This window comes from Halobacillus litoralis, from assembly GCF_020171725.1.
GTDB lineage: Bacteria > Bacillota > Bacilli > Bacillales > Halobacillaceae > Halobacillus > Halobacillus litoralis_F.
This window is the reverse complement of the sequence record NZ_JAIVAJ010000005.1, coordinates 401,430-425,729: the sequence shown is the minus strand read 5'-3', so window position 1 is coordinate 425,729 and position 24,300 is coordinate 401,430. Positions and strand designations below refer to the sequence as shown.

At 46.2% G+C, this 24,300-nt stretch carries 25 protein-coding genes; 22 read left to right on the top strand and 3 right to left on the bottom strand.

The window, feature by feature from the left end:
• Positions 1–2: 2 nt before the first annotated feature.
• From LCM20_RS11940 to LCM20_RS11930, 3 genes are all read left to right on the top strand, one after another.
• A complete protein-coding gene (locus LCM20_RS11940; RefSeq protein WP_225195687.1) occupies positions 3–1,490 on the top strand; it encodes a glutamate synthase subunit beta in 1,488 nt (495 codons plus the stop codon).
• Between the two features lie 105 nt (positions 1,491–1,595).
• Positions 1,596–2,342 carry a hypothetical protein gene (locus tag LCM20_RS11935; RefSeq protein WP_225195686.1) on the top strand — a complete coding sequence of 249 codons (747 nt, stop codon included), beginning with the start codon at positions 1,596–1,598 and terminating at the stop codon, positions 2,340–2,342.
• 31 nt (positions 2,343–2,373) lie between these two features.
• A complete protein-coding gene (locus LCM20_RS11930) occupies positions 2,374–3,732 on the top strand; it encodes a dipeptidase (RefSeq protein ID WP_225195685.1) in 1,359 nt (452 codons plus the stop codon).
• A gap of 493 nt (positions 3,733–4,225) precedes the next feature.
• On the opposite strand, the gene LCM20_RS11925 is transcribed toward LCM20_RS11930, so the two are convergent.
• On the bottom strand, positions 4,226–5,134 hold the full coding sequence (locus LCM20_RS11925) for a nuclease-related domain-containing protein (protein WP_225195684.1): 909 nt from the start codon (positions 5,132–5,134) through the stop codon (positions 4,226–4,228).
• Positions 5,135–5,257: 123 nt separating this feature from the next.
• On the opposite strand from LCM20_RS11925, the gene LCM20_RS11920 reads away from it, so the two are divergent.
• The 5 genes from LCM20_RS11920 to LCM20_RS11900 are packed head-to-tail and all read left to right on the top strand — an operon-like array spanning position 5,258 to position 10,195.
• A complete protein-coding gene (locus LCM20_RS11920; RefSeq protein ID WP_225195683.1) occupies positions 5,258–6,214 on the top strand; it encodes a hypothetical protein in 957 nt (318 codons plus the stop codon).
• 5 nt (positions 6,215–6,219) lie between these two features.
• Positions 6,220–6,867 carry a DUF4129 domain-containing protein gene (locus tag LCM20_RS11915; RefSeq protein WP_225195682.1) on the top strand — a complete coding sequence of 216 codons (648 nt, stop codon included), beginning with the start codon at positions 6,220–6,222 and terminating at the stop codon, positions 6,865–6,867.
• Positions 6,854–7,960, top strand: a complete 1,107-nt coding sequence (locus LCM20_RS11910) for a DUF4350 domain-containing protein (protein ID WP_225195681.1) — start codon at positions 6,854–6,856, stop codon at positions 7,958–7,960. The genes LCM20_RS11915 and LCM20_RS11910 overlap by 14 nt, the downstream gene beginning before the upstream one ends.
• Before the next feature lie 20 nt (positions 7,961–7,980).
• Positions 7,981–8,886 (top strand): AAA family ATPase, encoded by a 906-nt coding sequence (locus LCM20_RS11905; RefSeq protein WP_412097999.1) that lies wholly within the window; start codon positions 7,981–7,983, stop codon positions 8,884–8,886.
• Positions 8,837–10,195, top strand: coding sequence for a DUF58 domain-containing protein (locus LCM20_RS11900; RefSeq protein ID WP_225195679.1), 1,359 nt, complete (start codon positions 8,837–8,839; stop codon positions 10,193–10,195). Before LCM20_RS11905 ends, LCM20_RS11900 begins: the two co-directional genes overlap by 50 nt.
• Before the next feature lie 266 nt (positions 10,196–10,461).
• Here the strand turns inward: LCM20_RS11900 and LCM20_RS11895 are convergent, their stop codons facing one another.
• Positions 10,462–11,415, bottom strand: a complete 954-nt coding sequence (locus LCM20_RS11895; protein WP_225195678.1) for a stage II sporulation protein M — start codon at positions 11,413–11,415, stop codon at positions 10,462–10,464.
• A 102-nt stretch (positions 11,416–11,517) separates the two neighbouring features.
• On the opposite strand from LCM20_RS11895, the gene LCM20_RS11890 reads away from it, so the two are divergent.
• The 13 genes from LCM20_RS11890 (at position 11,518) to LCM20_RS11830 (ending at position 23,509) form a co-directional block, all read left to right on the top strand.
• A complete protein-coding gene (locus LCM20_RS11890) occupies positions 11,518–12,306 on the top strand; it encodes an RDD family protein (protein WP_225195677.1) in 789 nt (262 codons plus the stop codon).
• Positions 12,307–12,471: 165 nt separating this feature from the next.
• Positions 12,472–12,615 (top strand): hypothetical protein, encoded by a 144-nt coding sequence (locus tag LCM20_RS11885; protein ID WP_225195676.1) that lies wholly within the window; start codon positions 12,472–12,474, stop codon positions 12,613–12,615.
• A 244-nt stretch (positions 12,616–12,859) separates the two neighbouring features.
• On the top strand, positions 12,860–14,047 hold the full coding sequence (locus tag LCM20_RS11880; RefSeq protein WP_225195675.1) for a carboxylate--amine ligase: 1,188 nt from the start codon (positions 12,860–12,862) through the stop codon (positions 14,045–14,047).
• A 33-nt stretch (positions 14,048–14,080) separates the two neighbouring features.
• Positions 14,081–15,625, top strand: coding sequence for a Mur ligase family protein (locus LCM20_RS11875; protein WP_225195674.1), 1,545 nt, complete (start codon positions 14,081–14,083; stop codon positions 15,623–15,625).
• A gap of 40 nt (positions 15,626–15,665) precedes the next feature.
• Complete coding sequence (locus LCM20_RS11870; protein ID WP_225195673.1) at positions 15,666–16,373, top strand: aspartate/glutamate racemase family protein; 708 nt, start codon at positions 15,666–15,668, stop codon at positions 16,371–16,373.
• Between the two features lie 25 nt (positions 16,374–16,398).
• The gene (locus LCM20_RS11865; RefSeq protein WP_225195672.1) at positions 16,399–16,602 is read left to right on the top strand and encodes a hypothetical protein; all 204 of its coding nucleotides are present in this window, start codon (positions 16,399–16,401) and stop codon (positions 16,600–16,602) included.
• Between the two features lie 499 nt (positions 16,603–17,101).
• Positions 17,102–17,995 carry a permease-like cell division protein FtsX gene (gene ftsX, locus LCM20_RS11860; RefSeq protein ID WP_225195671.1) on the top strand — a complete coding sequence of 298 codons (894 nt, stop codon included), beginning with the start codon at positions 17,102–17,104 and terminating at the stop codon, positions 17,993–17,995.
• A gap of 45 nt (positions 17,996–18,040) precedes the next feature.
• On the top strand, positions 18,041–19,315 hold the full coding sequence (locus LCM20_RS11855; protein ID WP_225195670.1) for a murein hydrolase activator EnvC family protein: 1,275 nt from the start codon (positions 18,041–18,043) through the stop codon (positions 19,313–19,315).
• A 140-nt stretch (positions 19,316–19,455) separates the two neighbouring features.
• Complete coding sequence (locus tag LCM20_RS11850) at positions 19,456–20,058, top strand: hypothetical protein (RefSeq protein WP_225195669.1); 603 nt, start codon at positions 19,456–19,458, stop codon at positions 20,056–20,058.
• Positions 20,059–20,104: 46 nt separating this feature from the next.
• A complete protein-coding gene (locus tag LCM20_RS11845) occupies positions 20,105–20,659 on the top strand; it encodes a redoxin domain-containing protein (RefSeq protein ID WP_225195668.1) in 555 nt (184 codons plus the stop codon).
• Between the two features lie 255 nt (positions 20,660–20,914).
• The gene (locus LCM20_RS11840) at positions 20,915–21,280 is read left to right on the top strand and encodes a rhodanese-like domain-containing protein (RefSeq protein ID WP_225195667.1); all 366 of its coding nucleotides are present in this window, start codon (positions 20,915–20,917) and stop codon (positions 21,278–21,280) included.
• A gap of 460 nt (positions 21,281–21,740) precedes the next feature.
• Positions 21,741–22,916, top strand: coding sequence for a ParM/StbA family protein (locus tag LCM20_RS11835; protein WP_225195666.1), 1,176 nt, complete (start codon positions 21,741–21,743; stop codon positions 22,914–22,916).
• Positions 22,917–22,927: 11 nt separating this feature from the next.
• Positions 22,928–23,509, top strand: coding sequence for a hypothetical protein (locus LCM20_RS11830; protein ID WP_225195665.1), 582 nt, complete (start codon positions 22,928–22,930; stop codon positions 23,507–23,509).
• 31 nt (positions 23,510–23,540) lie between these two features.
• Here the strand turns inward: LCM20_RS11830 and LCM20_RS11825 are convergent, their stop codons facing one another.
• Positions 23,541–23,789: a DNA alkylation repair protein gene (locus LCM20_RS11825; RefSeq protein WP_225195664.1), complete on the bottom strand. Its 249-nt coding sequence runs from the start codon at positions 23,787–23,789 to the stop codon at positions 23,541–23,543.
• A gap of 157 nt (positions 23,790–23,946) precedes the next feature.
• On the opposite strand from LCM20_RS11825, the gene LCM20_RS11820 reads away from it, so the two are divergent.
• Positions 23,947–24,246 (top strand): YrhK family protein, encoded by a 300-nt coding sequence (locus LCM20_RS11820; RefSeq protein WP_225195663.1) that lies wholly within the window; start codon positions 23,947–23,949, stop codon positions 24,244–24,246.
• The last annotated feature ends 54 nt before the right edge of the window (positions 24,247–24,300 follow it).

Here is a 24,300-nt window from a genome sequence, read left to right as displayed (position 1 = left end):
GTATGGGAAAGTCGACTGGATTTATGGAGTACGAACGTCAAGCGATCAAAGAACGAGATCCGGCCCAGCGAGTTCAAGACTGGGAAGACTACACACTTCCCCTTTCGGATGAGGAAGTACAGAAGCAAGGAGCGCGCTGCATGGACTGCGGCGTTCCGACTTGCCATTCCGGAATGGAGATTAATGGGGTGACAACCGGCTGTCCGGTCTATCACCTGATTCCAGAGTGGAATGACTTAGTATATCAAGGCAGGTGGAAAGAAGCCCTTGAGAAGGAACACGAAATGAACAACTTCCCTGAGTTCACGGGCTTTGCGTGTCCAGCACCGTGTGAAGGGGCTTGTGTTCTTGGAATCAACGAACCAGCCGTTGCGATCCGCAGCGTAGAGCGTTCGATTATTGAAAAAGGGTTCGAGGAAGGCTGGGTCGTTCCGCAGCCTCCGGAAATCCGCACAGGTAAGCGGGTCGCCGTTGTCGGTTCAGGACCGGCAGGACTTGCTGCAGCAGCTCAGCTGAATAAAGCGGGTCACTCGGTTACCGTTTACGAACGTAACGACCGCGTCGGCGGATTGTTAACGTACGGAATTCCTGAAATGAAGCTTCCTTACTCCGTTGTAGAGCGTCGTGTGAATATCTTGAAAGAAGAGGGCATTCGTTTCCAGACGAATACAGAAGTCGGACGTAACTACCCGGTTTCCCGTCTTCAGGAGGAATACGATTCTGTCATCCTTTGTGGAGGAGCGACAGTGCCGCGTAACATCGGGGTTGATGGCCGCAGCCTGAAAGGTATCCACTATGCGATGGACTTCCTTCACTCGAATACGAAGAGCTTGCTTGATTCCAACCACCAGGATGGAGATTACATTAGCGCCAAAGACAAGAATGTCATCGTCATCGGTGGAGGAGATACTGGAACGGACTGTATGGCTACTTCGATGCGTCACGAATGTAAGAGCCTTGTCCAGTTCGATATTTACGACAAAAAAGGTTCCACTCGTGATAACGAAGTGAACCCATGGCCGCAGTACCCGGTCATTCACCGTGTCGAGTACGGTCAGAAAGAAGCAGAAGCGAAATTCGAGAAAGACCCTCGTGCTTATGCCGTCATGACGAAGAAATTCGTAGGCGATGAGAACGGAAGAATTAAAGAAGTGCATACAATTGATGTTGCCCTTTCTTACGATGAAAAAGGCAACAAAGTACGTACAGAAATCCCAGGAACCGAGAAAGTATGGGAAGCAGACCTTGTGCTTCTGGCAATCGGTTTCGAAGGACCTGAACAAGATTTGATCGAGAAAATGGGCGTGGAAACGACCGTCCGTTCCAACGTTGCTGCTCAATTTGAAAAATATACAACGAACTTAGACGGTGTGTTCGCTGCAGGCGACATGCGCCGCGGTCAGAGTTTGATTGTGTGGGCCATCAACGAAGGACGAGGCGTTGCACGTGAATGTGATCGTTTCTTGATGGGTAGTACTCAATTACCTTAATAGATTGAAATCAAACCCTTTGGTAGGTCTGCCAAAGGGTTTTTCTTTTATCAAAATCGAATAGATTGAGGGTGTTGGAGGAATAGAAGAACAGGAGGGATGGTCATGAGGCTTGGTATTCAAAGCACCGATGTTCGATTGATGTATCAACTGGTTCTTTGTTTGGGTTATGACACTGTCAAAGCAAAAGAAATTATAGAAGACATTCTCATAGAGGCTGCAAGAAAAGGAGTAAACCCTTACCCCAGACTACGACAAGAACTCGATGAAGATGCGCAGGTCCTGGTGCTGCTTACGTACATGATTCACCTCTCTGAAACTCAGATTGTGCATGAATGGCATTTTTCTGAGGATGAAGTAAAGGGAATTGTTCTGGAAGAGGAACAACGGAAGAAGATGACCCAATTAGAGCAATGGTTACAAGGACAAGACACTGGACAGGATGTGGATGAAATCCTGTTCCGCGTGGAGGACAGATTGCGCCGAGCTGAAACTAAAAAGAAAGTGTATAAGATTGCTGGAGCTGTCGCGTCACTGGTCGCGTTTTTAATGGTTGGATCGATCTATTTATCACAGCCAACGGTTTCGGATCAGGAAGATGCTCCTCGGATTCACGAACTCGTTTACGATCGATTGAATCAATCGGGGTACACGAACATTAATGTCGGGGTCACAGAGTCAGAAAGACAGCTTATCATTCAGATTGTGGGCTCATCAGAAGACTACCGCACACTGAGCCCGGAGCTGAAGGAGGCAGCAAGGGGTCTATTAGATGAAAAAGGATACCGTGACTACCAGATCGTGGTGGAGCCGATGGCGGTGGAGCGGAGTCTCCCGGGTGTGGAGAGGTAAGTGTTATACTTTTAATAAAGGAGTGTGGATGATGAAAGAATTAGTGGCGTTACATAGAGATCAAATGCTGGAAGAACTCATTGAGTTTCTGAGAATTCCGAGCATCTCGGCCTTATCTGAGCATAAGGGAGATGTGCAGACAGGAGCCAATTGGGTTGCTGAGTCCTTGAAGAGCATCGGTATGGAGAATGTTGAAATCATAGAGACAGAAGGACACCCCATCGTGTACGGAGACTGGCTTCATGCAGAGGGCAAGCCGACGGTTCTCGTCTATGGGCACTATGATGTGCAGCCGGCGGATCCATTGGATTTGTGGGAGACGCCTCCATTCGAACCTGTCGTCCGAGACGGTAAGATTTTTGCCCGGGGAGCGACGGATGACAAAGGACAGCTCTTCCTTCATATCAAAGCGGTGGAACTTTTAATGAAACAGAATGGAACCCTTCCGGTTAACGTGAAGTTTTGCATCGAAGGGGAAGAAGAGGTAGCAAGCCCGAACCTTGTTCCATTTATCGAACAGAATGAAGAGAAGCTTTCAAACGATGCGGTCGTCATCAGTGATACGTCATTTATTGAAAAAGGATTGCCTGCGATCTGTACATCACTGCGTGGCGCCCTTGCGATGGAGCTGCAGGTGAAGACGGCCAATTCCGATCTTCACTCAGGCACGTACGGTGGCGGGGTGCCGAACTCCATTCATGCCCTCGTCCAGCTGCTTGATTCAATGAGGCACGAAAATGGACAAGTTGCCGTGGACGGTTTTTATGACGGGGTTCCGGAGTTAACCGAGGCCCTTCGTGAAGAAGTGGCCGAAATTCCTTTTGACGAAGAACGTACGAAGCGTGATTTGGATCTTGATGATCTATATGGAGAGGAAGGATTCACCTTCAACGAACGTGTCGGGATCCGCCCGACACTCGAAGTGAACGGCATCACAGGCGGCTTCCAAGGCGAAGGACTGAAAACGATTGTCCCGAAAGAAGCCAGTGCAAAAATCAGCTGTCGTCTTGTAGGAGACCAGAATCCAACGCACATTTATGAAGCGATCCAGCGTCACGTCGAAAAACACCAGCCGACAGGCACACGAGTATCTCTTCATAAATACATTCAAGCGAATCCTGTGGCGATGGATTCGAGTAACGAAAAGCTTCAAATTGCTGCCGACGCTTACGAAGAAGTCTACGGCGTCCGCCCTCTGTTCCCGAAAGAAGGAGGCTCGATTCCGATCGTCGAAGTGTTCGGCCGCGTATTGAACTCGCCGGTCGTCCTCATGGGCTTCGGACTGCCATCCGAGAATCTGCATGCCCCGAACGAGCACTTCCATTTAGAGAATTTCGAAAAGGGCATCGAGACAATAGGCAATTACTTCACTAGACTAGGAAAATCATAAGAAGGGCAGCAGGGAGTCGGATGGCTTCCTGCTGTTTTTTGTTTGTTTTAGAAGATGGGGGGGCGAGGTGGATGATCATCGACGTTTCTATTCTGTTGTGAAGCCAAAAGGTAGATAAAAATAATATAATCGACGTTTCACCACAGCCGCGAGCCTCAAACGTAGATAAAAACGATATAATCGACGTTTCACCACAGCCGCGAGCCTCGAACGTAGATGAAAACGATATAATCGACGTTTCACTTCAGCCACGAGCCTCGAACGTAGATAAAAACGATATAATCGACGTTTCACTTCAGCCACGAGCCTCAAACGTAGATAAAAACGATATAATCGACGTTTCACCACAGCCGCGAGCCTCAAACGTAGATAAAAACGATATAATCTACGTTTCACCACAGCCGCGTGCCCCAAACGTAGATAAAAACAAGACCATCACCTTCCAGCCTCAACACAGAACTAGAAACGTAGATAAAGCCTCAGCTATCTTACCTCACTCGTAATAGGCTCCTTTTTTAATTCCTTTTTTAGTAAAATGCTCATTCAGCACCTTTTGAATTCTTTTTCTGCTGACCATTCCATTGCACCACTGATCCATCCGTTCAGTCGTCAGCTTTGTTTTCGGGAAAAGGGTCTTCACTTCAACGGTCATCCGTACAATCATATCTTTCAAAGGCTCTATCTCTCCACAGACCTCGCACATGCACGAATGCCCTTCTACGTAAAGACTAAAAGAATGACAGGCAGGGCAGAAGACTCCTTTTTTCAGTGATTCAAAGTCATACATCGGAATACCTTTTAAGGGTGGGGTGGAAGTGTGCAGGGAAAGGAGCTTGTCGGCTAATTTTAAATCTCTTGAACGGAGGGGAGTCGTGGGCTGCGAGATGCCAGCTAGAAAAGAATGAAGCTGTGTCGGGTGAATGATCGGGGTGTTGAGTGGAGATTGATACAAAGTGAATGCGGGGTTCACGAAGATTACGTGTCCCTGAACGTTTTGCGAGAACCCGTACTTTTTCATCATTCGTAAAAATAGAGACTCGGCGCGGTTGATCTGGTGAAGAGGGTTGAGGATTTCGACTTTAGGCATTCTGAAGAACTTTCCTTCAAAGAAGAGTTGGTCTCCTTCATAATTCTTGATTTCAAATAAGTGGACGGTTTCTCCAGTGATGAGAAGGGTATCAATCTGAAAAAGAGTTCGGTTACTTTCAAACAGCAAGTCGTGGAGTGTGACGGTATGCTCGTTTGCCGCTGTGTTCAGCAGCTCGTCGAAGTGCTGCTCTCCTTCGGATCCCTTCTTCAAATCACAATAGTAGCTTTGTTCGGTGGAGGAAAGGTCAGTTCGGAGAAAGAGGCTCTCCATTACAAGTAGGGACAGCGGGGCGTTGCGTGGCTTATCAATCATGACATCATTCCTTTCACAGAGTAATAGATGGCACTTTCTATTATATAAAATTGACGTATTTTGTAAAAGTTTAGGAGTAAACGTGGTAAAATGACTCTATAGAAATCGAAAGGACGTGAACGTATGGAACAGATCAAAACGCAGCCGAGGTCGGTCGGGGAGAACCTGGATAAGACCTTCCGGTTAACGAAAGCACATTTCAAATCCTATTTCCTCATTCTTCTTCTATTGATGGGCCCAGGGTTTCTGATCAATTACATATTCTTATTTTTAGGTGGAGCGAGCTTCTTTCAGGGAGATTCGAGCGGTGGATTTATGCAGACGCTCAACACGACTGCGGAATCGACGGGGGTTCAGCAGTTTGTCCTTGAGTCGATGGGCAGTGGAGCGGAATTTTTATACATTGCGCTGACGACAATCGCAGCTGCTGTGCTGATTCCAATGGCGCACGCCGCCATCTTGATCGGAACGACACGTGGCTTGAAGAATGAGTCTTGGTCGGTATCCGAAGTGATCAAGCTTGCCTTCTCAAGATTCTGGCCATTATTCGGAAGCACCTTGCTCTTCGGCCTGCTTATGGGGATCTTTGTGTTCATCGGTGTGTTTGCCATTTTGATAGGAGGATTCGGCACAGTCACAACCGGTAGTGGCGCGGTGTCCGTTGTGATGATCATCTTCATCCTGATTGCCTTCCTCATACTAGGGGCTTATTTTGCCATCAAACTTGGCATGTACTTTGCAGCAACTACCTTTGAAAAAGTAGCTCCTGGATTTTCAAGAAGTTGGAAACTGACGAAGGGACGCTTCTGGGCGACATTCGGTTTCTTTATCGTTCTTGGTGTCATCAACCTGCTCGTCATTTTCCTATTCGATGGAGTTTCGTCCTTACTTCTTGGAACGAGCGTGCTTTCTACGGTACTCATGAATATTTCGACGATCATTACGACGATGGTGTTGATGGTCGGTTATGCCGTGAAATATGCGGATCTTCGTACACGTAATGAGGCTAGTGATTTGCAGGACATGATTTCTTCCTACAAAACGGATGAAGAACCGGCTGCTTCGTCCACGGATCAGTGATTTCGATGAGTAACGAGACAGATGCAAAAAAACAAATCGAAGAGATTCTGAATCAGGAGGAATACCAGGCGTATTACGATGTAGAGGAAGGGCCACTCGATTCGATTCGTGAAGCGATCAAAGAGTGGCTGGAAGGATTGCTCGAAAGTATTTTCCCGAATACAAGCATCAACTCTCCACAAGTTGAAGGCTTGATTTACTTGTTCGGGATTGTTGGAGTGGGATTACTGCTGTTCCTTGCGTTCAGGCTGACACAGTCGACCAAGCGTCAGAAGGCATTGAAGGAGAGTAACCCACTCAGCCACAGCAGCCACTTGGAATGGACGTATGAAGAGCACTTACAAGAGGCGGAGTCCATGCGTCAAAAAGGAAATCTCAAGGAAGCGGTCAGGCACGGTTTCCTTGCTCTCCTCCTCAACTTCAATGACCAAGGATACGTCTCGGCACAGGTGTGGAAATCGAACGGTGACTATGTAGAGGAGCTGTCCAAAGTCGATCGTTCCTTGGCGAAAGACTTCCATGAATTAGCGGTCTTCTTCGACCAGGTCACCTACGGAAGCCGGAACATCAGCGAAGAACCCTTTCGCTTGTTTGATGAAAAAGTGCACTCCCTCATCCGGACGGAAAGGGAGGATGTCTATGAAAAGCAATAAGAAAACATGGCTCTTCATCGCACTCGGTCTGTTCGTATTACTTGTGGGGGCTGTGCTGTCTTCTTCCAGACAGCCGGAAAGTTATCCGCCTTACTTGTCCTCATCCCCTTCCCCGACCGGTGTGAAGGCGTTGTATGAGTTCGCTTCTTTTGAGCGTGACATGAGCAGGTGGCGCCAAGCGCCGGATGTGCTGCCTGATCAGCAGCAGTCTGCATTATTCATGGTAGAGCCTTACTACACGCTGACGACGGAAGAATCGAACGCCTATACAGCCTGGATGGAGCGCGGGAACACGATTGTTTTTATGAAACAGAATCCAACAGGTTCATTCGGAACGAGATCCGTTCCTGCCATGGGGCAGGATGGTCCAGTGACGGTCACAGGGTTTGGTGAATCTTACCGTGCCATTGTGGAACAGACGTTCAGACTTGTCCCAGGTGAGGAAGATGAAGTGCTTCTCGAGGACGGACAAGGTCCTTTGGCGATTCAACGATCCTACGGGGAAGGGAAGCTGATCGTTTCCATGAACCCCGGCTGGGCCGCTAACGGTACGATTCTCAACGAAGATCATGCTTATCTGATCGACCAGCTGTTGAAGGACGTAGACGCTGGCCGTGTTCTATTCGATGAATACATACATGGTTCTGAAAATGTTCCGACCGTTCTGACAATCTATCCGAAGTGGATCCTTGTCTTCGCCCTGCAGTTGATCATCCTGGCTGTTCTTTGGTTATGGATGAAAGGGAAGCGGTTCGGTCCGGTCTTTACGCCGAGAGAACATACGGTGAGGCTTGGAGATGAGCGGCTTCATGCTTTGTCTGCCTGGTATATAAGGGGTGGATTCTATCAAGAGTCCATTCGCATTCAGGAGGAATATCTGCGCTCACTGCTTTATAAACGCTATGGAATCGGGATGAAGGAAAGTTGGCAGGAAGTTCGAGAATCCATAGCCAAATTCCAGACAGAAGATGAGCAGAAGCGATGGAGGTCTTATACGCACGGTCTGGATGATCTGCAGTCGATGCGTAAGACCGATTATTTGAAATGGAGCAAGAAGCTCGACGATCTTAGAAAAGAGGTGCAGGGAGATTGAATGAACAACTATCACAATTAATGAACCAATATGAAAAACGGATCATCGGTCAGACGCGCAACATGAAGCTGATGCTGTCATCCATCTTCGTTGGGGGACATGTTCTGTTGGAAGGTGTTCCGGGAACGGGGAAAACCCAGATGGTCCGTACGCTTGCCACCTTGCTTGGCGGAGACTTCAAGAGGATCCAATTCACGCCTGACCTGCTGCCGAGTGACATTACAGGGAGCATGATTTATAACATGAAATCAGGAAGCTTTGAGACGCTGAAAGGCCCTGTTTTCACCAATGTCTTACTAGCTGACGAAATCAACCGAACCCCTGCTAAGACACAGGCAGCCCTGCTCGAGGCGATGGAGGAAAAGCAGCTGACGATCCAGGGAGATACCTACCCACTGCCAGATCCATTTTTTGTAGTGGCGACTCAGAACCCGATAGAGTCAGAGGGTACTTACATGCTTCCTGAAGCACAACAGGACCGATTCTTATTCAAGCTGCATGTGGATTTTCCAGAATTTGAAGAAGAAGTTTATGTTCTGAGACAAGCCGTTGAGTCCTCGAACAAATCGGCACAAACCTCCGCCGTGATGGATATAGAAACGTTTATGGCGATTGCCCGGGAAATAGAGGAAGTGACGATCGAGTCGTCGGTCTATGAATATATGATGTCGATCGTTCGAAAGACGAGGGATTCCGAATCGATTCGTTACGGAGCAAGTACGAGGGCTGGAATCGCCATTGCCCGCGCGTCGAAAGCCTGGGCTTACTTGAATGATCGTGACTATGTCACCCCGGACGACGTGAAGGTAGTGTCCGTGCCGGCGCTGCGTCATCGAATCATACTTTCTCCACACATGGAACTGGAGGGATCGACACATGACCAAGTCATTCAAGGCCTTGTGGGATCTGTTCCTGTTCCGCGATAAAGGGATCCTTCCGACACAACGGCTGCTTCTTTTGATGGTTGTGGTGTCCGTCCTGTCGACAGCTCTCGCCGCACTCGGGACTTCCTGGTTCACTTTGCTCGCTATGAACCTCGGAGTGCTGGTCGTCAGCCTGTTCGACTTAGGTCTATCGCCCAGCAAAAAGCAATGGCAGATTCATAGAGAAATCGAGGAAGAGGTGGAGCGGGGGCTTGAGTCTGAGATGACCGTCTCGTTTTATAATCCGTCTGATTATGAAGCGGACATCCAAGTCATCGATCAGTTCCCGACGTCATTTTCAAATCCCTTTCCCATTCGAGAGCGCATTCCTTCTGACAAAAAAGTAACGCTCTCCATCCCATATGTTGCGAAGGAACGAGGGGATTACACGTTGGAATCGTTATTTGTGCGTTATCGATCCAAATACGGATTGTGGGAAAAGCAGATGAAAGTTAATGAGGAGAGTCGCCTGCGCGTCATTCCTGATTTAACAGAGAGTCGGCAGTTCTTAGAAGATGCTCAGCGTTATTTACTGTACGAAGGAAGTCGCGTCCGCAAACGCAAGCAAGGATCAGGAGAGTTTTCGAAAATCAGGAACTATGTCGTTGGTGATGATTTAAGGCTGATCAACTGGCGCCAGACGGCTAAGCTGCAAGAATTGATGACGAACGAATACGAACCTGAACACGGGAAATACATTACACTGATGATCGATTGCGGGCGTATGATGGGCGTATCTCTGGAAAAGGGGAACCGGCTTGACCGTGCCCTCGAAGCAGCTGTTACGGTTGCGACAGCGGCACTTAAGAAAGGGGATGCGGTATCCGTCATTGCCTTTTCCAGGGAAGTAGAGGTGTATATCCCACCGGCGAAAGGGATGCAGCACCTTCAAACCATTCTGCAGCAAGTGTACAGCTTGAAAGCCAGCCAGGCCGAATCCAACTATTCCGCCCTTTTTCAAAAGATTGAAACCGCTCAGAAAAAGCGAAGCCTTCTCCTATTGTTCAGCGATGTGAATACGCTCGTTCACGAAGAAGGGAACATGTTCTACCTTCAACGTCTAAGACGAAAGCACATGTTCCTCATGCTCGGCATTGAGGATCAAACGACGATCCAAAAGGGAAAACAATTCCCAGGAACGACGAAAGAAGCGATAGTCAAAAGTATGGCACAGAAGCAGCAGATGGATAAAACGAAAGAAGTGAGAAAGTGGGAGAAGCAGGGCATCCAAATGATCGAAGCCCCCGAGGACAGGTTAGCCGTAACCGCCGTGACACGCTATATCGACATCTTGAACCAAGGGTTAATCTAACTCTAGTTGAGTATGCAGCGGGCTCCTCAAACAACTCGCTTTCCGTGGGGTACCGTGAGCCTCCTCAGGCTTACGCCTTCCGGGGTCTCACGCTGTACCTTTATCCCACAGGAGTCTCGCTGTTTGAGGAGTCCGCTGCGCCATGAGTGGAAACAGAACCGTTGTCCACAATTCCTTTTACGCTATACTCCAAGTGTCCTAGTACTACATCTCAAAGTAATGGAAGCTCAGCGGTCATGTGGGATATTTTGTAATATCTGTACCCGTCACGTCCTTTGAAGTCGACGGTATTGACCGAAGCCGATATAAAGCGCAAGACCAATCAATGTCACAAAGGCAACCGCATATTTCGCTTCAAGAGAAATCGCTGCCGGTGTGATGAAGCCTTCAATCAACCCAGCGATGATAAACATCGGCAGCGTGCCGATCAGTAAGATGACAGAACGTAACGCCTGTTCCTTTAATTGCACGGCCCGGGAACGATTGCCTGGGACGAACAGCTTGTAGCCCGTTAACAGGCCGGCTCCTCCCGCAATGAAGATCGCCGTCAGCTCAATGACACCATGAGGCACAATGTATGCCCAGAACTCATACGATTTGCCGGCGTGCATATACATGGCGGCGATGCCACCGATGATGATTCCGTTGAAGATCAATACATAAACCGTCAATAGACCGAACGTGATGCCACCAGCAAAAGCGAGAAAGGCGACGCGGATGTTATTGGTCATAATCTCTGCACTCATAATCGAAGAGTTGACCGCTCCGTCCGACTGGCCGAGGCTTTCCGGGTCGAAATTCTGCGCCATCGATTCAGGAAGGACGGAATAGACGTTCATCACATCTTGTGAGACGGCGAGAAAGGCGGCTGCTCCACCAAGTACGAAAAGGAGCATAGCTGCCAGCACGAACTTCCACTGCTCCACGAAAATTTTGATAAAGGTCGTTCCGAAGAATTGCTTCAGTTGCCCGATATTCGATACCCGATCTTGATAAAGGGTGTTGTGGGCTTTCGAGACGAGGTTGTTCAAATAGATTGTGACCTCATCGCCCGGGAAGTAGGTTTGGCTGAATGATAAGTGCTGTGCGGCCTTCTGGTACAGGCGTTGGAAGGCTTCAATCGAAGCGGGAGAGGCTTTCTTCTTATGTAGGACTTCGAGAAGTTCTTCTAACTGTTTCCACTCCTGCCTATGCTGCTTGATAAAAGATTTATAGTTCATCAAAACTCACCTTTTGTATGCAAGAATTTTACATTTTAATTTCATTATAAAGAAGCTGATGATAGAAAGAAACTGTTTTTTATTACAGGGAGGGGGATGTCGATGAGTCGTGAAGTGTGGGATATTGATACGCCTGAGCATGTCAGAGTGCAGGTGCGTCTGGCGGGGCTCGGAAGTCGGGCAGCTGCCCTGCTGATTGATCAAGCTCTCATTACGTTGATGCAGGTCGGGTTGTTGGCCATTGTGGTGTTTACTCAAGAGAATATGGATACGTTCTTTACGAATAGAAGCGACACGTTCTATGCCATTCTCATCGTGATCGCGTTTGTGTTGAATTGGGGATACTTCTTTCTATGTGAATGGCTTGCTGCAGGGAAGACATTAGGGAAAAGGTTGATCGGCATTCGGGTGGTGGATGATCAAGGTGGAAGTCCCACTACGCTGTCCATTCTCATTCGTAATCTTCTCCGTGCCATTGATATGCTTCCAATTTATTATATGGTGGGCATCGTCATGGTCTTCTCACACAAGAAGCATAAGCGGCTCGGAGATATCATGGCTGGTACACTTGTGGTCTTTGATGGGCACCAACGTAAAAAGACGACGAAGCTGGAAAAAGAGATGGATAGTAGAGATTTAGAGCCTTTTTCAGAGGAGTCCCTTACCCTTCATGCTTTTCAGAAGAAGGAATGGGATTTATTGAAAACCTATTTGGACCGGTATTTCACCCTGTCACCTTCGCAAAAACAAGCCATCACCTATGAAGTCGCGCACATTCTGTTCCCGAAGATCGGGTACGATGTGCAGGGTAAAGGAGCGGACGAGCTTGAGAACGATTTATTCCGCCTGTATCTGACGGTGAGGGACGACTGGAAGATTACGCCGTTTTAATGAGAGAACATGCATAATCGAGAGTATACGAATGCATGAGAAAGAATTTTAATATTTATGTTTACAAAAGCGTGGAATTTGATATCATATACTAGGATTTAAAGAAATTCAATTCATCAATAGTTAAGGAAAGGAGAACAAAGCCTTATGCTTACTTCTCTGTATATGTTGTCACTAACTGTTTTGCTTACGTTCCTAGTTATGTACGCTGCGGACAAAATTGTACGTCGTTTCAAGCGCTTTGAGAAAGAACAGGCGCAGCCGGAACACGTTCAACCGGAAGTTGAATTCACGCAGTCGATGAAATAGATGTCGTTCATGGTCCTCGGTTATCGGGGGCCATTTTTTATTTAGCAGATAAACCTATACAAAAGAATCACGTGAACATCGTGAGCGATCGTTTTTTGAGCACGATGCTCTATTCCAATTCCCTCTGATTTTCCTTATCATTTTTTTACTGTAGGGATTATGGTAAAATGAATATGTTTATAGACAGTGAAAATCGGCTTTGTAAAGCCGTTTACGATAGCATGCAACGTGAAGGAGTTAAATGATGAAAAATAAAGCGGTTGTGTTAGGTGCCAATTATTATATCGGTTTAAGTACCATTCGTTGTCTCGGTATCCACGACGTCCACGTCGCAGCAGTGGATTATGCATGGGAAGGGGCGTACGCGCTGGATTCCAAATATGTGTCGGAGGCGTTGATCGGTCCTCATTACAAGGAGGATCCTGAAGGGCTTTTGTCATTCTTGATTGACTATGCTAAGAAACAGACCGGCACGCCGGTTTTGATTCCGACAGCGGATCCATACGTTGAGTTCGTGGATGCATATTTGCCGGAACTCCGTGAACATTTCCTCATTCCACAGACAGAACAGGGTCTTTATACGAAGATTATGGATAAAGGAACATTACATACACTGGCGTCTCAGCATGGCGTGGCTGTTCCTGAGACGGTTGAGGTGGACGAGGAGAATTTCGTTCAGAAAGTAAATGAAACCATTCAGTACCCTTGTCTCGTCAAACCAGTGGACTCTCCTTCATTTGTTGCGAAGTTCAGACGCAAATTGTTCCAGGTGCACAATGAAGAAGAGTTGCTTGAAAGAGTACAGCAGGCAAAAGACGCGGAGATCGAAGTGATCGTCCAGCGTATGATTCCTGGATTCGATGACCATATGTACACCTTTGATGCCTATCTCAACCAGGATGCCAAAGTGACGCACTGGATGACGTGTCAGAAACTGCGTCAGTTCCCAGTGAATTACGGCGCATCCGTGTACACCCAGCAGAAGCATGTCCCGGAGCTTTATGAACTAGGGGCAAAGTTCTTGGAGGGCATCGGCTACAAAGGATTTGCCGAAATCGAATTTAAGAAAGACGCCGAGACCGGCCGTTATTATTTGATCGAAATCAACGTTCGGATTACGAACTTGAACAACCTTTTATATAAAGCGGGGATTAATATCCCTTATATCACCTACCGTGACCTTATCGGAGATCCACTTGAGCCTAAAGTCGTCAAAGACGATCAGAATCTTGTGTTCTGGTATGCCTATGAAGATCTTCTTGCCGTAAGGGAATACGTGAAAACGGGTCAGCTGTCGGTCGGGCAAGTGCTCGGATCTTATTTCAGACCGAAAGCACATGCCATCTGGGACCCGAAAGATCCGAAGCCGGCGCTCTCTTTTGGTAAGAAGCTGGCAGGTCTCGTTGTAGGAAAAGTGAAGAAGAAAAGCTAGACAAGCATATTTTGAGCAGGGAAGGTAGATAGTATGGCGAAGTTGAACGAGTTGCTGCAATCCATAAACATCGTAGAGGCATGGAATGAGAAGGATGTGGACATTACAGGTCTCGCATACAATTCAAGAAATGTAGAACCTGGGCAGATTTTTGTGTGCATCAAAGGTTTTAAAACCGATGGGCATACGTATATATTAGAAGCTGTATCTAACGGAGCGTCCGCCATTATTGTCGAAGATTATCAAGAAGGCTGGGATGTGCCCCAGTATCGCGTGGAGGACAGCAGGCAAGCATTGGCTGCGCTCAGCGACGCTTTTTATAACCATCCATCGCAATCGATGAAGACAGTTGGAATTACGGCTACGAATGGGAAGACCTCCACTTCTTTCATGACCGATGCCATTCTGGAAGAGCACGGATTGAAGACAGGGCTCATCGGGACAGTTGTCGTGAAGTTCGGGGATTACTCTGAGCCGACGAAACTGACAACGCCGGAATCACTTGATCTGCACCATTACTTCGCTCAGATGAGGGATCAGGATGTTTCGCACGTTACGATGGAGGTCTCCTCTTCTGCGCTTGATTTGAAGCGTGTCGGAAGTGTTGATTTTGACATTGTAACGTTGAACAACATCAGTCGGGAACACATTGATTTACATGGATCATTTGAAGAGTATTTCAACAGTAAGGCAAGCTTGATCAGAGAAGCAAAAGAAGACTCATGGGCCATCTTGAATTTGGATGATGAGTATTCGGCTTCTCTAGTGGACGAAACGAAAGCTCAACTGTTAACGTTCAGTGTAGAGACTGGCGATGGGGATCTAGTCTGCCGCAATTTAGACCTATCGACAGGCCGTGCCAAGTTTGATGTGGAAATCCGCAAATCGTTCACCGTTGGAGAGACGACGTATGAGCCGATGAGCTTTTCCATCGAACTTTCCACACCTGGTTACCATTCAGTGTATAACTCCATGGTAGCAATCGCTGTTGGTCTTCTGAACGAAATCCCGTTTGAAACGATCCAAAAAGGGTTAAAAGCATTCGGAGGCGTAGAGCGACGTTTTGAAATGATTTTCGAAGAGGACTTCAAGATTCTCGATGATCACTTTGCTAACTACGGGAATATTAATGTTACGCTCAGCACGCTGCAAAAGATGAACTATAACGATTTGAAGCTCGTGTATGCCATCCGTGGCAGTCGTGGCGTGACGGTGAACCGGGAGAATGCAGAGGCGATCGTCGAGTGGGCACCGGAACTGGGCCTTACAGAAGTCATCGCAACGACGAGTGACCGTCATGCAACGGAGAAAGACCGGGTTACGGAAGAAGAGCTGGAAGTCTTCCAAGAAGTCATGAAGGATGCAGGCATTGAAGTTCGTTTATACAAGGATTTGGATGAAGCGATTGAGAAAGCAATAGCAGATGTTCAGACAGATGATGTTGTTCTGTTAGCTGGCTGCCAAGGGATGGACCCAGGAGCAAAAATCGCACTCGAACAATTAAACAAAGCGAGACCAGAAATGGATGAAGAAAAATTATTCAAGCCGCTGAAGCATAGAGTGGCAGGCATTTCCTAACATCTAAGAACTGTTCAGGTCTATCGCAAGGAGGCATTACATGAATGACAAAATCATAGGTATTCTCGGAGGGATGGGACCTGAAGCGACGGCAGAATGTTATTTGAAAATCATTCGCGCAACAAATGCTTCGAAAGACCAGGAACACTTCCGTGTGATCATAGACAGTAACGCGAAGATCCCGGACCGGACGGAAGCTATTTCAGGGAACGGTCCTGATCCGGTTCCTGAAATGATCCATGCCGCAAAGAATCTGGAGAAACTGGACGTTGAAGTCGCGTGTATTCCTTGTATGACAGCTCATTATTTTATTGAAGAGGTCCAAAAGGCGGTATCGTTCCCACTGTTGAATGCCTTCTTAGAGACGAAGAAATATATCGGAAATGTTTATCCGGAGACGAAGAAAGTCGGGGTCTTAGCCACGACGGGGACACTTGAGTCCGGTCTCTTCGATAAATACATGGATAATGTGGAAATGGTCTATCCGACGACCCACACACAAAAGAACAAAGTGATGGAAGCCATCTATGGTAAAAGGGGAATTAAGAGCGGGAACACCGATGGAGAACCCCTCCGACTGCTCCAGGAAGCATCAGAGGAGCTGGTCAGGAATGGCGCGGAAGTGATCATTTCCGGCTGTACTGAAATCGGTCTTGTTCTGAAGCCCTACCATGTGAAAACGCCATTAATCGATCCGATGGAAGTGGTAGCCCATGCGGTTGTGAAAGAAACGGTATATCAGAAATAATTCCTCCCAAGAAGGAGTGCTGATTTTGAAAGAGCAGAAGTTCCAGCAGTTCTTGATTGAATCGTTTCGTGATGGTGTGTGCAAAAGAGAGCTCAGGCTCTCCTCAAAAGAAGCAGAATGGCTGCGCTTGTATTATCCACAGGCATCTCTTGTGAAAACAGGGACACAACAACAAAAGACGTGGTATGAAGTTCGCTTGAATCATGGACGGAAAAAGACAACGCCATAAACCGATAAAAGGTTTCGATCACTCAACTTGGTGATCGGAACCTTTTTTAGGATCTTCTAAATTTCTCCTCGCTGCCCCCATTCTTCTTAACAACCGCAGAATCCATCTGACAAAATTACATTTCATTACCAATACCTTAAATTCTATATTCTGTATATAAATGGGCGCTTTTACTTAGTTCGATTGTCCTTTACATCTGTTAAGGGTATCGGGGCATTGTCGATTCATCTGTAAACTTATGAAACAAAAATGTAATAATTATTTGTCTTTTATTAGCGAATTTATTTGTTATAATGAGAGGGTACTGCGTAAAACGACAAGATATATACATAAGGTGAACATCTCAGACTGACAAAATGTGAGTTTAGTAGGAAGTGATCGGAATTGTTTGATGAATCACGCAGGACATGTGCGGGTCATCATGTCGAATTTCGTCATTTCGTGTCGACAGATGTCATCTTCTATACACGATCGACGAAAGCAAGAGGTGTCCTAAAAAATGAAGATTAAGACGTTCGGTCGTCATGGTAAAGAAGGCTTTAAGAATTTAACGAGAAACTCATGGATGTCTGTTGCATCGATTTCTGCTGTAACTGTGACATTGCTCCTCGTAGGTGTATTTGCGACGATCTTACTTAATTTAAATTTCATCGGGGCTCAAATCGAAGAAGATGTTGAGGTCCGGGTATTTATTGATTTGACCGCTAGTGAACAAGAACAGGAACAATTGAGACAGGAAATCGAGGATATATCTCAAATATCTTCTGTTGAATTTCAGTCGAAAGAAGAAGGCTTGAATGAATTAATTAATAGTTTGGGGAATGAAGGGGAGGTTTTTGAGTCTCTTCGTGAAGAGAACCCGCTGAATGACGTCTTCATTGTCCAAACCGAAGAACCGGAAGACACCATTGAAGTAGCTGAAACCATCCAAGGTTTACAGACGGTGGAAAAAGTAGAGTATGCAAAAGAGACGGTTGAACGTCTTTTCAATGTGATGGATATTGCACGTAACGTTGGACTTGCGATCATCGCGGGACTCCTGTTTACAGCTATGTTCTTAATTGCAAACACCATCCGCATCACGATTGTCGCTCGTAAACGAGAGATTGAGATTATGAAAATGGTAGGGGCGACCAACTGGTTCATCCGTTGGCCATTCCTTATCGAAGGGGTACTGATCGGGATTCTGGGTGCCGTCATACCGATCGCTCTGGTTGTGCTGGGGTACAACTTCCTATTCACGGAAATCCAGACAAGATTCCCGACGCTGTTTATCGATTTGCTTCCTGTATACCCATTCGTTCTGGAAGTGTCCGGAATCCTTCTGCTTATGGGCATTACCATTGGTTTGTGGGGAAGCTTTACGTCCATCCGTAAATACTTGAAAGTATAGAGACAACACGACTGGAAAACTTTTGATCTGGGGAGGAAAAAAACATTGAAGTTTAAGCTGTTTATAGCCGTCTTGACTGTCAGCCTTGCGTTATCTGGTTTTTTAGCCAACCCTGCTGTTGCGGAAACGTTGCAGGAGAAGCTTGAGAAGAACCAGGAGAAACAATCTTCCAACCAGGAAAAGAAAGAACAGACGAAAGAAGAAATTGAAGCTGTTCAAGAGCACCAGGAAAAGGTGAATGCTGAGATTGAGCGTCTTGATAAACAAATCATGGAAGCGCGCAACAAAATCAGCACAAAAGAAACCGAAATTAAAGAAACAAGAGAAAATATTGAACGTTTAAAGCAGGAAATCGCTGAGCTTGAAAAGCGTATTGCTGAACGTGACGAACTGCTGAAAGACCGTGTAAGGTCGATGCACCAAAACGGTGGTGCCATCGATTACATAGACGTGCTGATGGGAGCAGAAAGCTTCGGTAACTTCCTTGAGCGCGTGATTAGTCTGAATACAATCGCTGAGCAGGATAGAGAGATTCTTGAACAGCATAAAGCAGACAAAGAAGCTGTTGAAGCGAAAAAAGCACAAGTCGAAGAGGAACTGGCATCTCTTGAAGAGAAGCTCGCTCAGCTTGAGGACTTGAAGGCGCAGCTCGACAGCAGTAAGAAAGAGAAAGACGAATTGCTGCAATCTCTCGAACGTGAAGAAGAAGAGCTTCACAACCACGTTATGAGTATTGAAGAAGAGAACGCAACTCTCGCTGCACAGGAAAAAGCGATGAAACAGGAAATCGAGCGTCAGCGCAAAGAAGCTGAGCGTCGTGAAGCAGAACGCAGAGCACGTGAACGAGCTCAGAACTCAAGCTCGAACTCCGGCTCAAGTTCTTCCTCTAATCCACCGGCTGGAAGCTCTACGTTTGCATGGCCTGCTAATGCGCCAGCAACGTCAGAATACGGCTACCGTGTGCACCCGATTTACGGAACGAAACGACTCCACTCTGGTATTGACTTAGCGGCAGTCGGTACGATTCCAATCTACGCATCTGCGGATGGAACGGTTATTCGCTCGTACTATTCCTCCAGTTACGGAAACGTTGTGTTCATCGCACACCAGATTAACGGACAAACTTATACAACCGTGTATGCTCACATGAGAAGTACACCGGCTGTATCCTCTGGTCAAACGGTTCAACAAGGTGATTTCCTAGGGAATATGGGAAGTACAGGGGATTCAACAGGTCAACACTTGCACTTCGAGATTCACGAAGGATCTTGGAATGGAAGCCGTTCGAACTCTGTAAACCCTCGTCGTTTCCTACCATAAATCAGATAGATAAAAAGCTGACTCGCACCAGGAGTCAGCTTTTTTTATACCATTTGAGGGGGTTGTTCTATGATTGAACTTTCATTCGCTTTTTCACAAACGAACTGTAAGATCAAAATGAGAAAGGAGGAGGTGAAAGTATGCAGATTCCTCCGTATATGATGGCAAGAGCGGTCGCTTTACTAGTGGGGATTTTATTCTATTATATTCTGTCTCAACAATCGAACGCGTATAAGAAGAAAGTCGTTGAACGTACCCTCTCTCTATTCAGCATCGTTTTCGTCTGGATGTTCGTATTTAAGTTCGTCACGCACTTTCCTTTATTGCTGGACAGGCCATTGGCGCTACTTGCTTACCCTAGTGGTACACTGGAGTTTTATTTAGCCGTAGGAATGACAGCCGTTTATTACGTCATAGATATGAAAAGAGGGAAGGTCGAGCAGGAAGACATGCATGTCGATCTTTTCAGGGTGCTTTCAGGAACGATGTTTGTCTATTATTTTTTGATTACGATTGCCTTGAATGAAGCACCTTTCTACGAGCTTTCCTTATGGTTTGTCCTTTACATAGGTTCATGGGTAGTGGGTGGTTACTATGCGCTGCTTGTCAGTTGCATCACGGCATTTGTAATGAGTGTTTTTTCTGACGGGCCTGATTTTATGGGGATTCGGATTGATGCATCCTTCTATATCGGATTGTGCATCGTCTTCGTTGTAATGAATCAACTTAAAAAGAGAATGTGAGCAGCTTACGGTTCGCTGTCTACTATTAGAATAAGGGGAGATCGAGATGAAGAAATGGATCATCGGAGTCGTTTTAGCGGGTATGTTTGGCTGGGCTGTCTACGATATGGTCGTGGAAAGGACCCATACGGAATCTTCGGGCGAGTTGGAATCCACTGCTGAGAATCGACAACAAGCGGATACAGGACTATCTAAAGGGCAGACAGCACCTGACTTTACGGTTCAGACTCTCTCGGGCGAAACCGTGTCCCTTACTGACTACCGAGGTGAAAAAGTGATGCTGAATTTCTGGGCTACGTGGTGCCCACCTTGTCGGGCGGAAATGCCGGATATGGAGAAGTTCTACCGCAATGAGGACGTTACGGTTCTCGCGGTCAATATGACTGATACAGAGAGTCAGCCAAGTGATGTGTCAGATTTCGTCAAAGACTTTGAATTGACGTTCCCCATTTTAATGGACGAAGACCTTACGATATCAGAATTATATCAGATCGTTCCCGTCCCTACTTCCATTTTTATCGATGCGGAGGGGAGAGTTCAATCTGTTATCAGGGGTGCGATGAATTATGATATGATGCTGCAAAGGTACAGTGATCTCTAAAGCGAAGTTGGTTTAAAGCAACAGCCTTTTTCAGTGTTCAGCATTTCTTTTCTTGGAAGTGTTTCAAAAGCATTTATTGAAAGGGGGGGCACTTTCGTTTAGAACTCCTCACGTTTCGAATGATGTAACGATATAAATTCTGCATTGGTAGAATGTAATCCCAATACGTTTCCGTTCTTGAGCATTCTCATTGACGCACATACCCTTATAGGTATAACATGAGGGGAGAAAATAAATAGAAAGGAAGGTTCCTTTATGGGTTTTGTTGCGCTTGGATTTGGAATCATAGCTTTGGCTTACTTCCTGTATCGTTATATGCCTGTTTTAGGGGTCAAACCCTTAGATATAGATGAATGGACAGAGGATGTCGTCCTTCTGGATGCGCGTGATTACCAAACATCCAGTCGAGACCGTGTAGAAGGAGCGTACTGCATTCCTTTATCCTATTTGAATCGTCATTATCAAGACTTACCGGATCAAGAGATTGTGCTGATTGTGCGTGATCAGGTTGAGAAGAACCTAAGCACAAGACTTCTAAGAAAGAAAGGCTTCCATGTGGTCGGCTATACACTCGCCTGTGACACTTTCGACCAGCATGTCCCTTGCGTCAGTGGAAAATAGATTGTTTGAATATAGGGATTTGAATTCATTCGAGAGCGTGATGAAGAGGTGAATTCTACCCATTTTGATAGAGTGAGTCAATCACTCTATTTTTTTTCGAAAAAAATATAAAAAATCGTTCGACTCAGCCCGGCTTCTAATAGAAAAGAGGGGAGACTAAGTGCATGGTTTTGTGACGAAATATGTATAAATATTCGGGACTATGTAGTTGTGTACAAAAGTGTATTCATGTAAACAATCTGTATACAACGTGTTTTCAATTCCGTGTACTTGTGTACAAAGGCGTGTACATGCTGTCATATCAGTATGTACACGCCTTTGTTTTCATGTGTGCGCACTTGTGCACATGTAAGCAAAAATGGGTACACCGAAAGGCACATTGACTATTGATGAATAGTTTATTAGATTGAAAATATGCAAGAGGGAAAAAATAGTAACTTCTTAAAAGGAGAGCTGATGGATGACGAAATCAAGAATTGCTGCCGTTGATGTGGGGAACGATGCCGTTAAAGCGAACTTCGGTAAATTGGAGTCTTCTCTATATATTCCGAACGTAATTGCACGAGACTTAGAGGACCGACCTGTCATCGGAATTGAAGAATTAGATGAAAAGGATCCACTTGATAATTTGCACATTCGCGTGCACTCACCGGCACTGCGTGAAAATAACGCGATTTATCGTGTAGGAAACCTGGCTACAAAAACGACAAACTCTACGGAGCTGGATCCGGGAAGCTACAAGTCAGAAGAAGATCAGACATTAATTATGTTATTCGCTTCACTCGCTTTGGATGCCGTATCCGGTAGAGAAACACCACCTTCTAAAGGCAATGTGATCGAGTCGAGCTACACACTTGGAACAGGTCTCCCTTTACGGGAAGTGAAAGAAGGAAAAGACGTAGGCTACCGCTCACAACTATTAGGGTCTGTTCACCAGGTAGAATTTCTTGTGACGCCTAAATACCAAGGCATTAAAGTGAATCTGAAATTTGATGAAGTGAAGGTATACCCAGAAGGGTTTGCAGCATATGTCAACCTGGTTATGGATAATGATTTGAATGTGATCAACAAGGATTTGATAGACAAACAGATCCTCATACAGGATATCGGAGGTCTCTCAACGGATATCGCCGTCATCCGCAACCGAAATGTAGATGATGATAAAGCGCAGGGCTTCAACTTAGGAGTTTCTGAGTCACTTGAGATGATCCGTGATGAAATTTTGACCAAGCATGGTGTGGAATTGGACAGCCGCCGGGATGTCGTCGATATCATTACACGTAAAAATGATCGACATCATATCATGGTTCGTGGAAGCCGTACGAACGTCCATGACATCACAGACCGTATTCTTCTCGAGCTTGCGAAGAAGCAATACCGTTACCTGAGAAATGTCTGGCAGAAGAACTCCCAGTCTGAGATCTGCTACTTTGTCGGAGGTGGTTCAGCGGTATTGAAGGACTATATCAAAACGCTGAATAATAAACTGGATGGTTACAACATAGAGTTCTTTGAAGATGAGAATGAGAGCATTTGGATGATGGCGAATGCTTATTATAAATTAGTAGCGGACTTCATACGCAAAACTGAGGTCCAATCGAAGAAAGAAAAACAGAAAGCCGCTTCCTCGAAGTAAGGTGATCACCTATGAGTCACTCTAGAAAGCGTGTGGAAAGAGGGCAGTCGATTACATTTCGGCTGCCATCCGACACACCAGACCATTTGCTGAAGCAGCTTACTCATTTGAAAGAGACAGAGAGGCGGAATTTTTCAAGTAAGATTGCCCATTTTGTTTTGGAAGGGGTGAATCAATCGTTGTCGAGAGAGAAAGAGACGATAACTGTCCCCCTCCCGAAATCCCTCTCTAAAGAACAACGGAATTGGATTAAACATGAACATTCCGAAGCTCTGATTGGTAGTATCTTATACCAATTGTTAATGGATCCCGTACGTGCCACTACACTGCTCGCTTCGCTTAACAGTCGTTCGACAGACATTGATGAAGCCCTGTACCTGCAGGAAGAGGCCGCGACGGAAGAACCCCCTCCCCTATCGGTAGTAGAAGATCAGGTGGAGGAGTACGAGTTTAAGATCGATGACGAGGATTTGGATGATATGAGTCTCGATTCCCTGCAAGAGGATCTTCAGACCGAGCAGGAAGCGTCCATTGAGGATGACGACGAAGATGATGATCCGCTGGGTGATTTCCTCTCCAGGATGAATCAATGAAAAAGGCCCTTTTGTGACAAAGGGCTTCTTTTCAATTCAATTGGTTGTGTTCGGCGAAGGCTGCGAATGTTTTCTCGTCCTCGACGAGACCGCAGGCTCCACATTGAACTCGAAGGGCCGGTCCTTGATAGGCGGCGTGAAAGGCGTCCTGCTCTCCAGGTCCGTATTCCTGAACGACATCACCGCTTCTCGGATCCATTTTCACAGCTTTAGGATGCTGTTCAATGATATTGAAACGCGAGCGGTTTGTTTTGCAGCTTGGACATAGATAGGCTGGCATATCTACCACCTCCTTTAGGGTAGTTATGCCCGATGAACGGTTCTTTATGAAGAATTCGGCAAAAAGTGAGGTCTCTTCTGGTTTTGACGTTCCTTTTCTGACGAATGTACATAAAGAGTCGTGGATCGGGGTAATCCAATCATATGGAGGTGGTTGGATGGCGGAACAAGCGGATGCCAAAACCCATTCCAAGGACCAATATGTCGAAATCAAAATGGGGCATCACGGGGTCTTTTTCAAAAAGAGCTATGAGATCCTGTACACCATCAATGACTTTCTATTAGGAATCTGGTTCTTAATCGGAAGTGTGTTGTTTTACTTTGAACACCTGAAGACGTGGGGCGTGACGTTATTTGTCGTAGGCAGTTTCCAGATGCTGATTCGACCCACGATACGTTTGGTTCACCAATTTCATTTGAAACGTCACTACCAAAAAGAATATGAAAGAAAGCAATAGCTTATTTTGTCAGCTATTGCTTTCTTTTATAAGGTGACTTCTATATGGACTAAT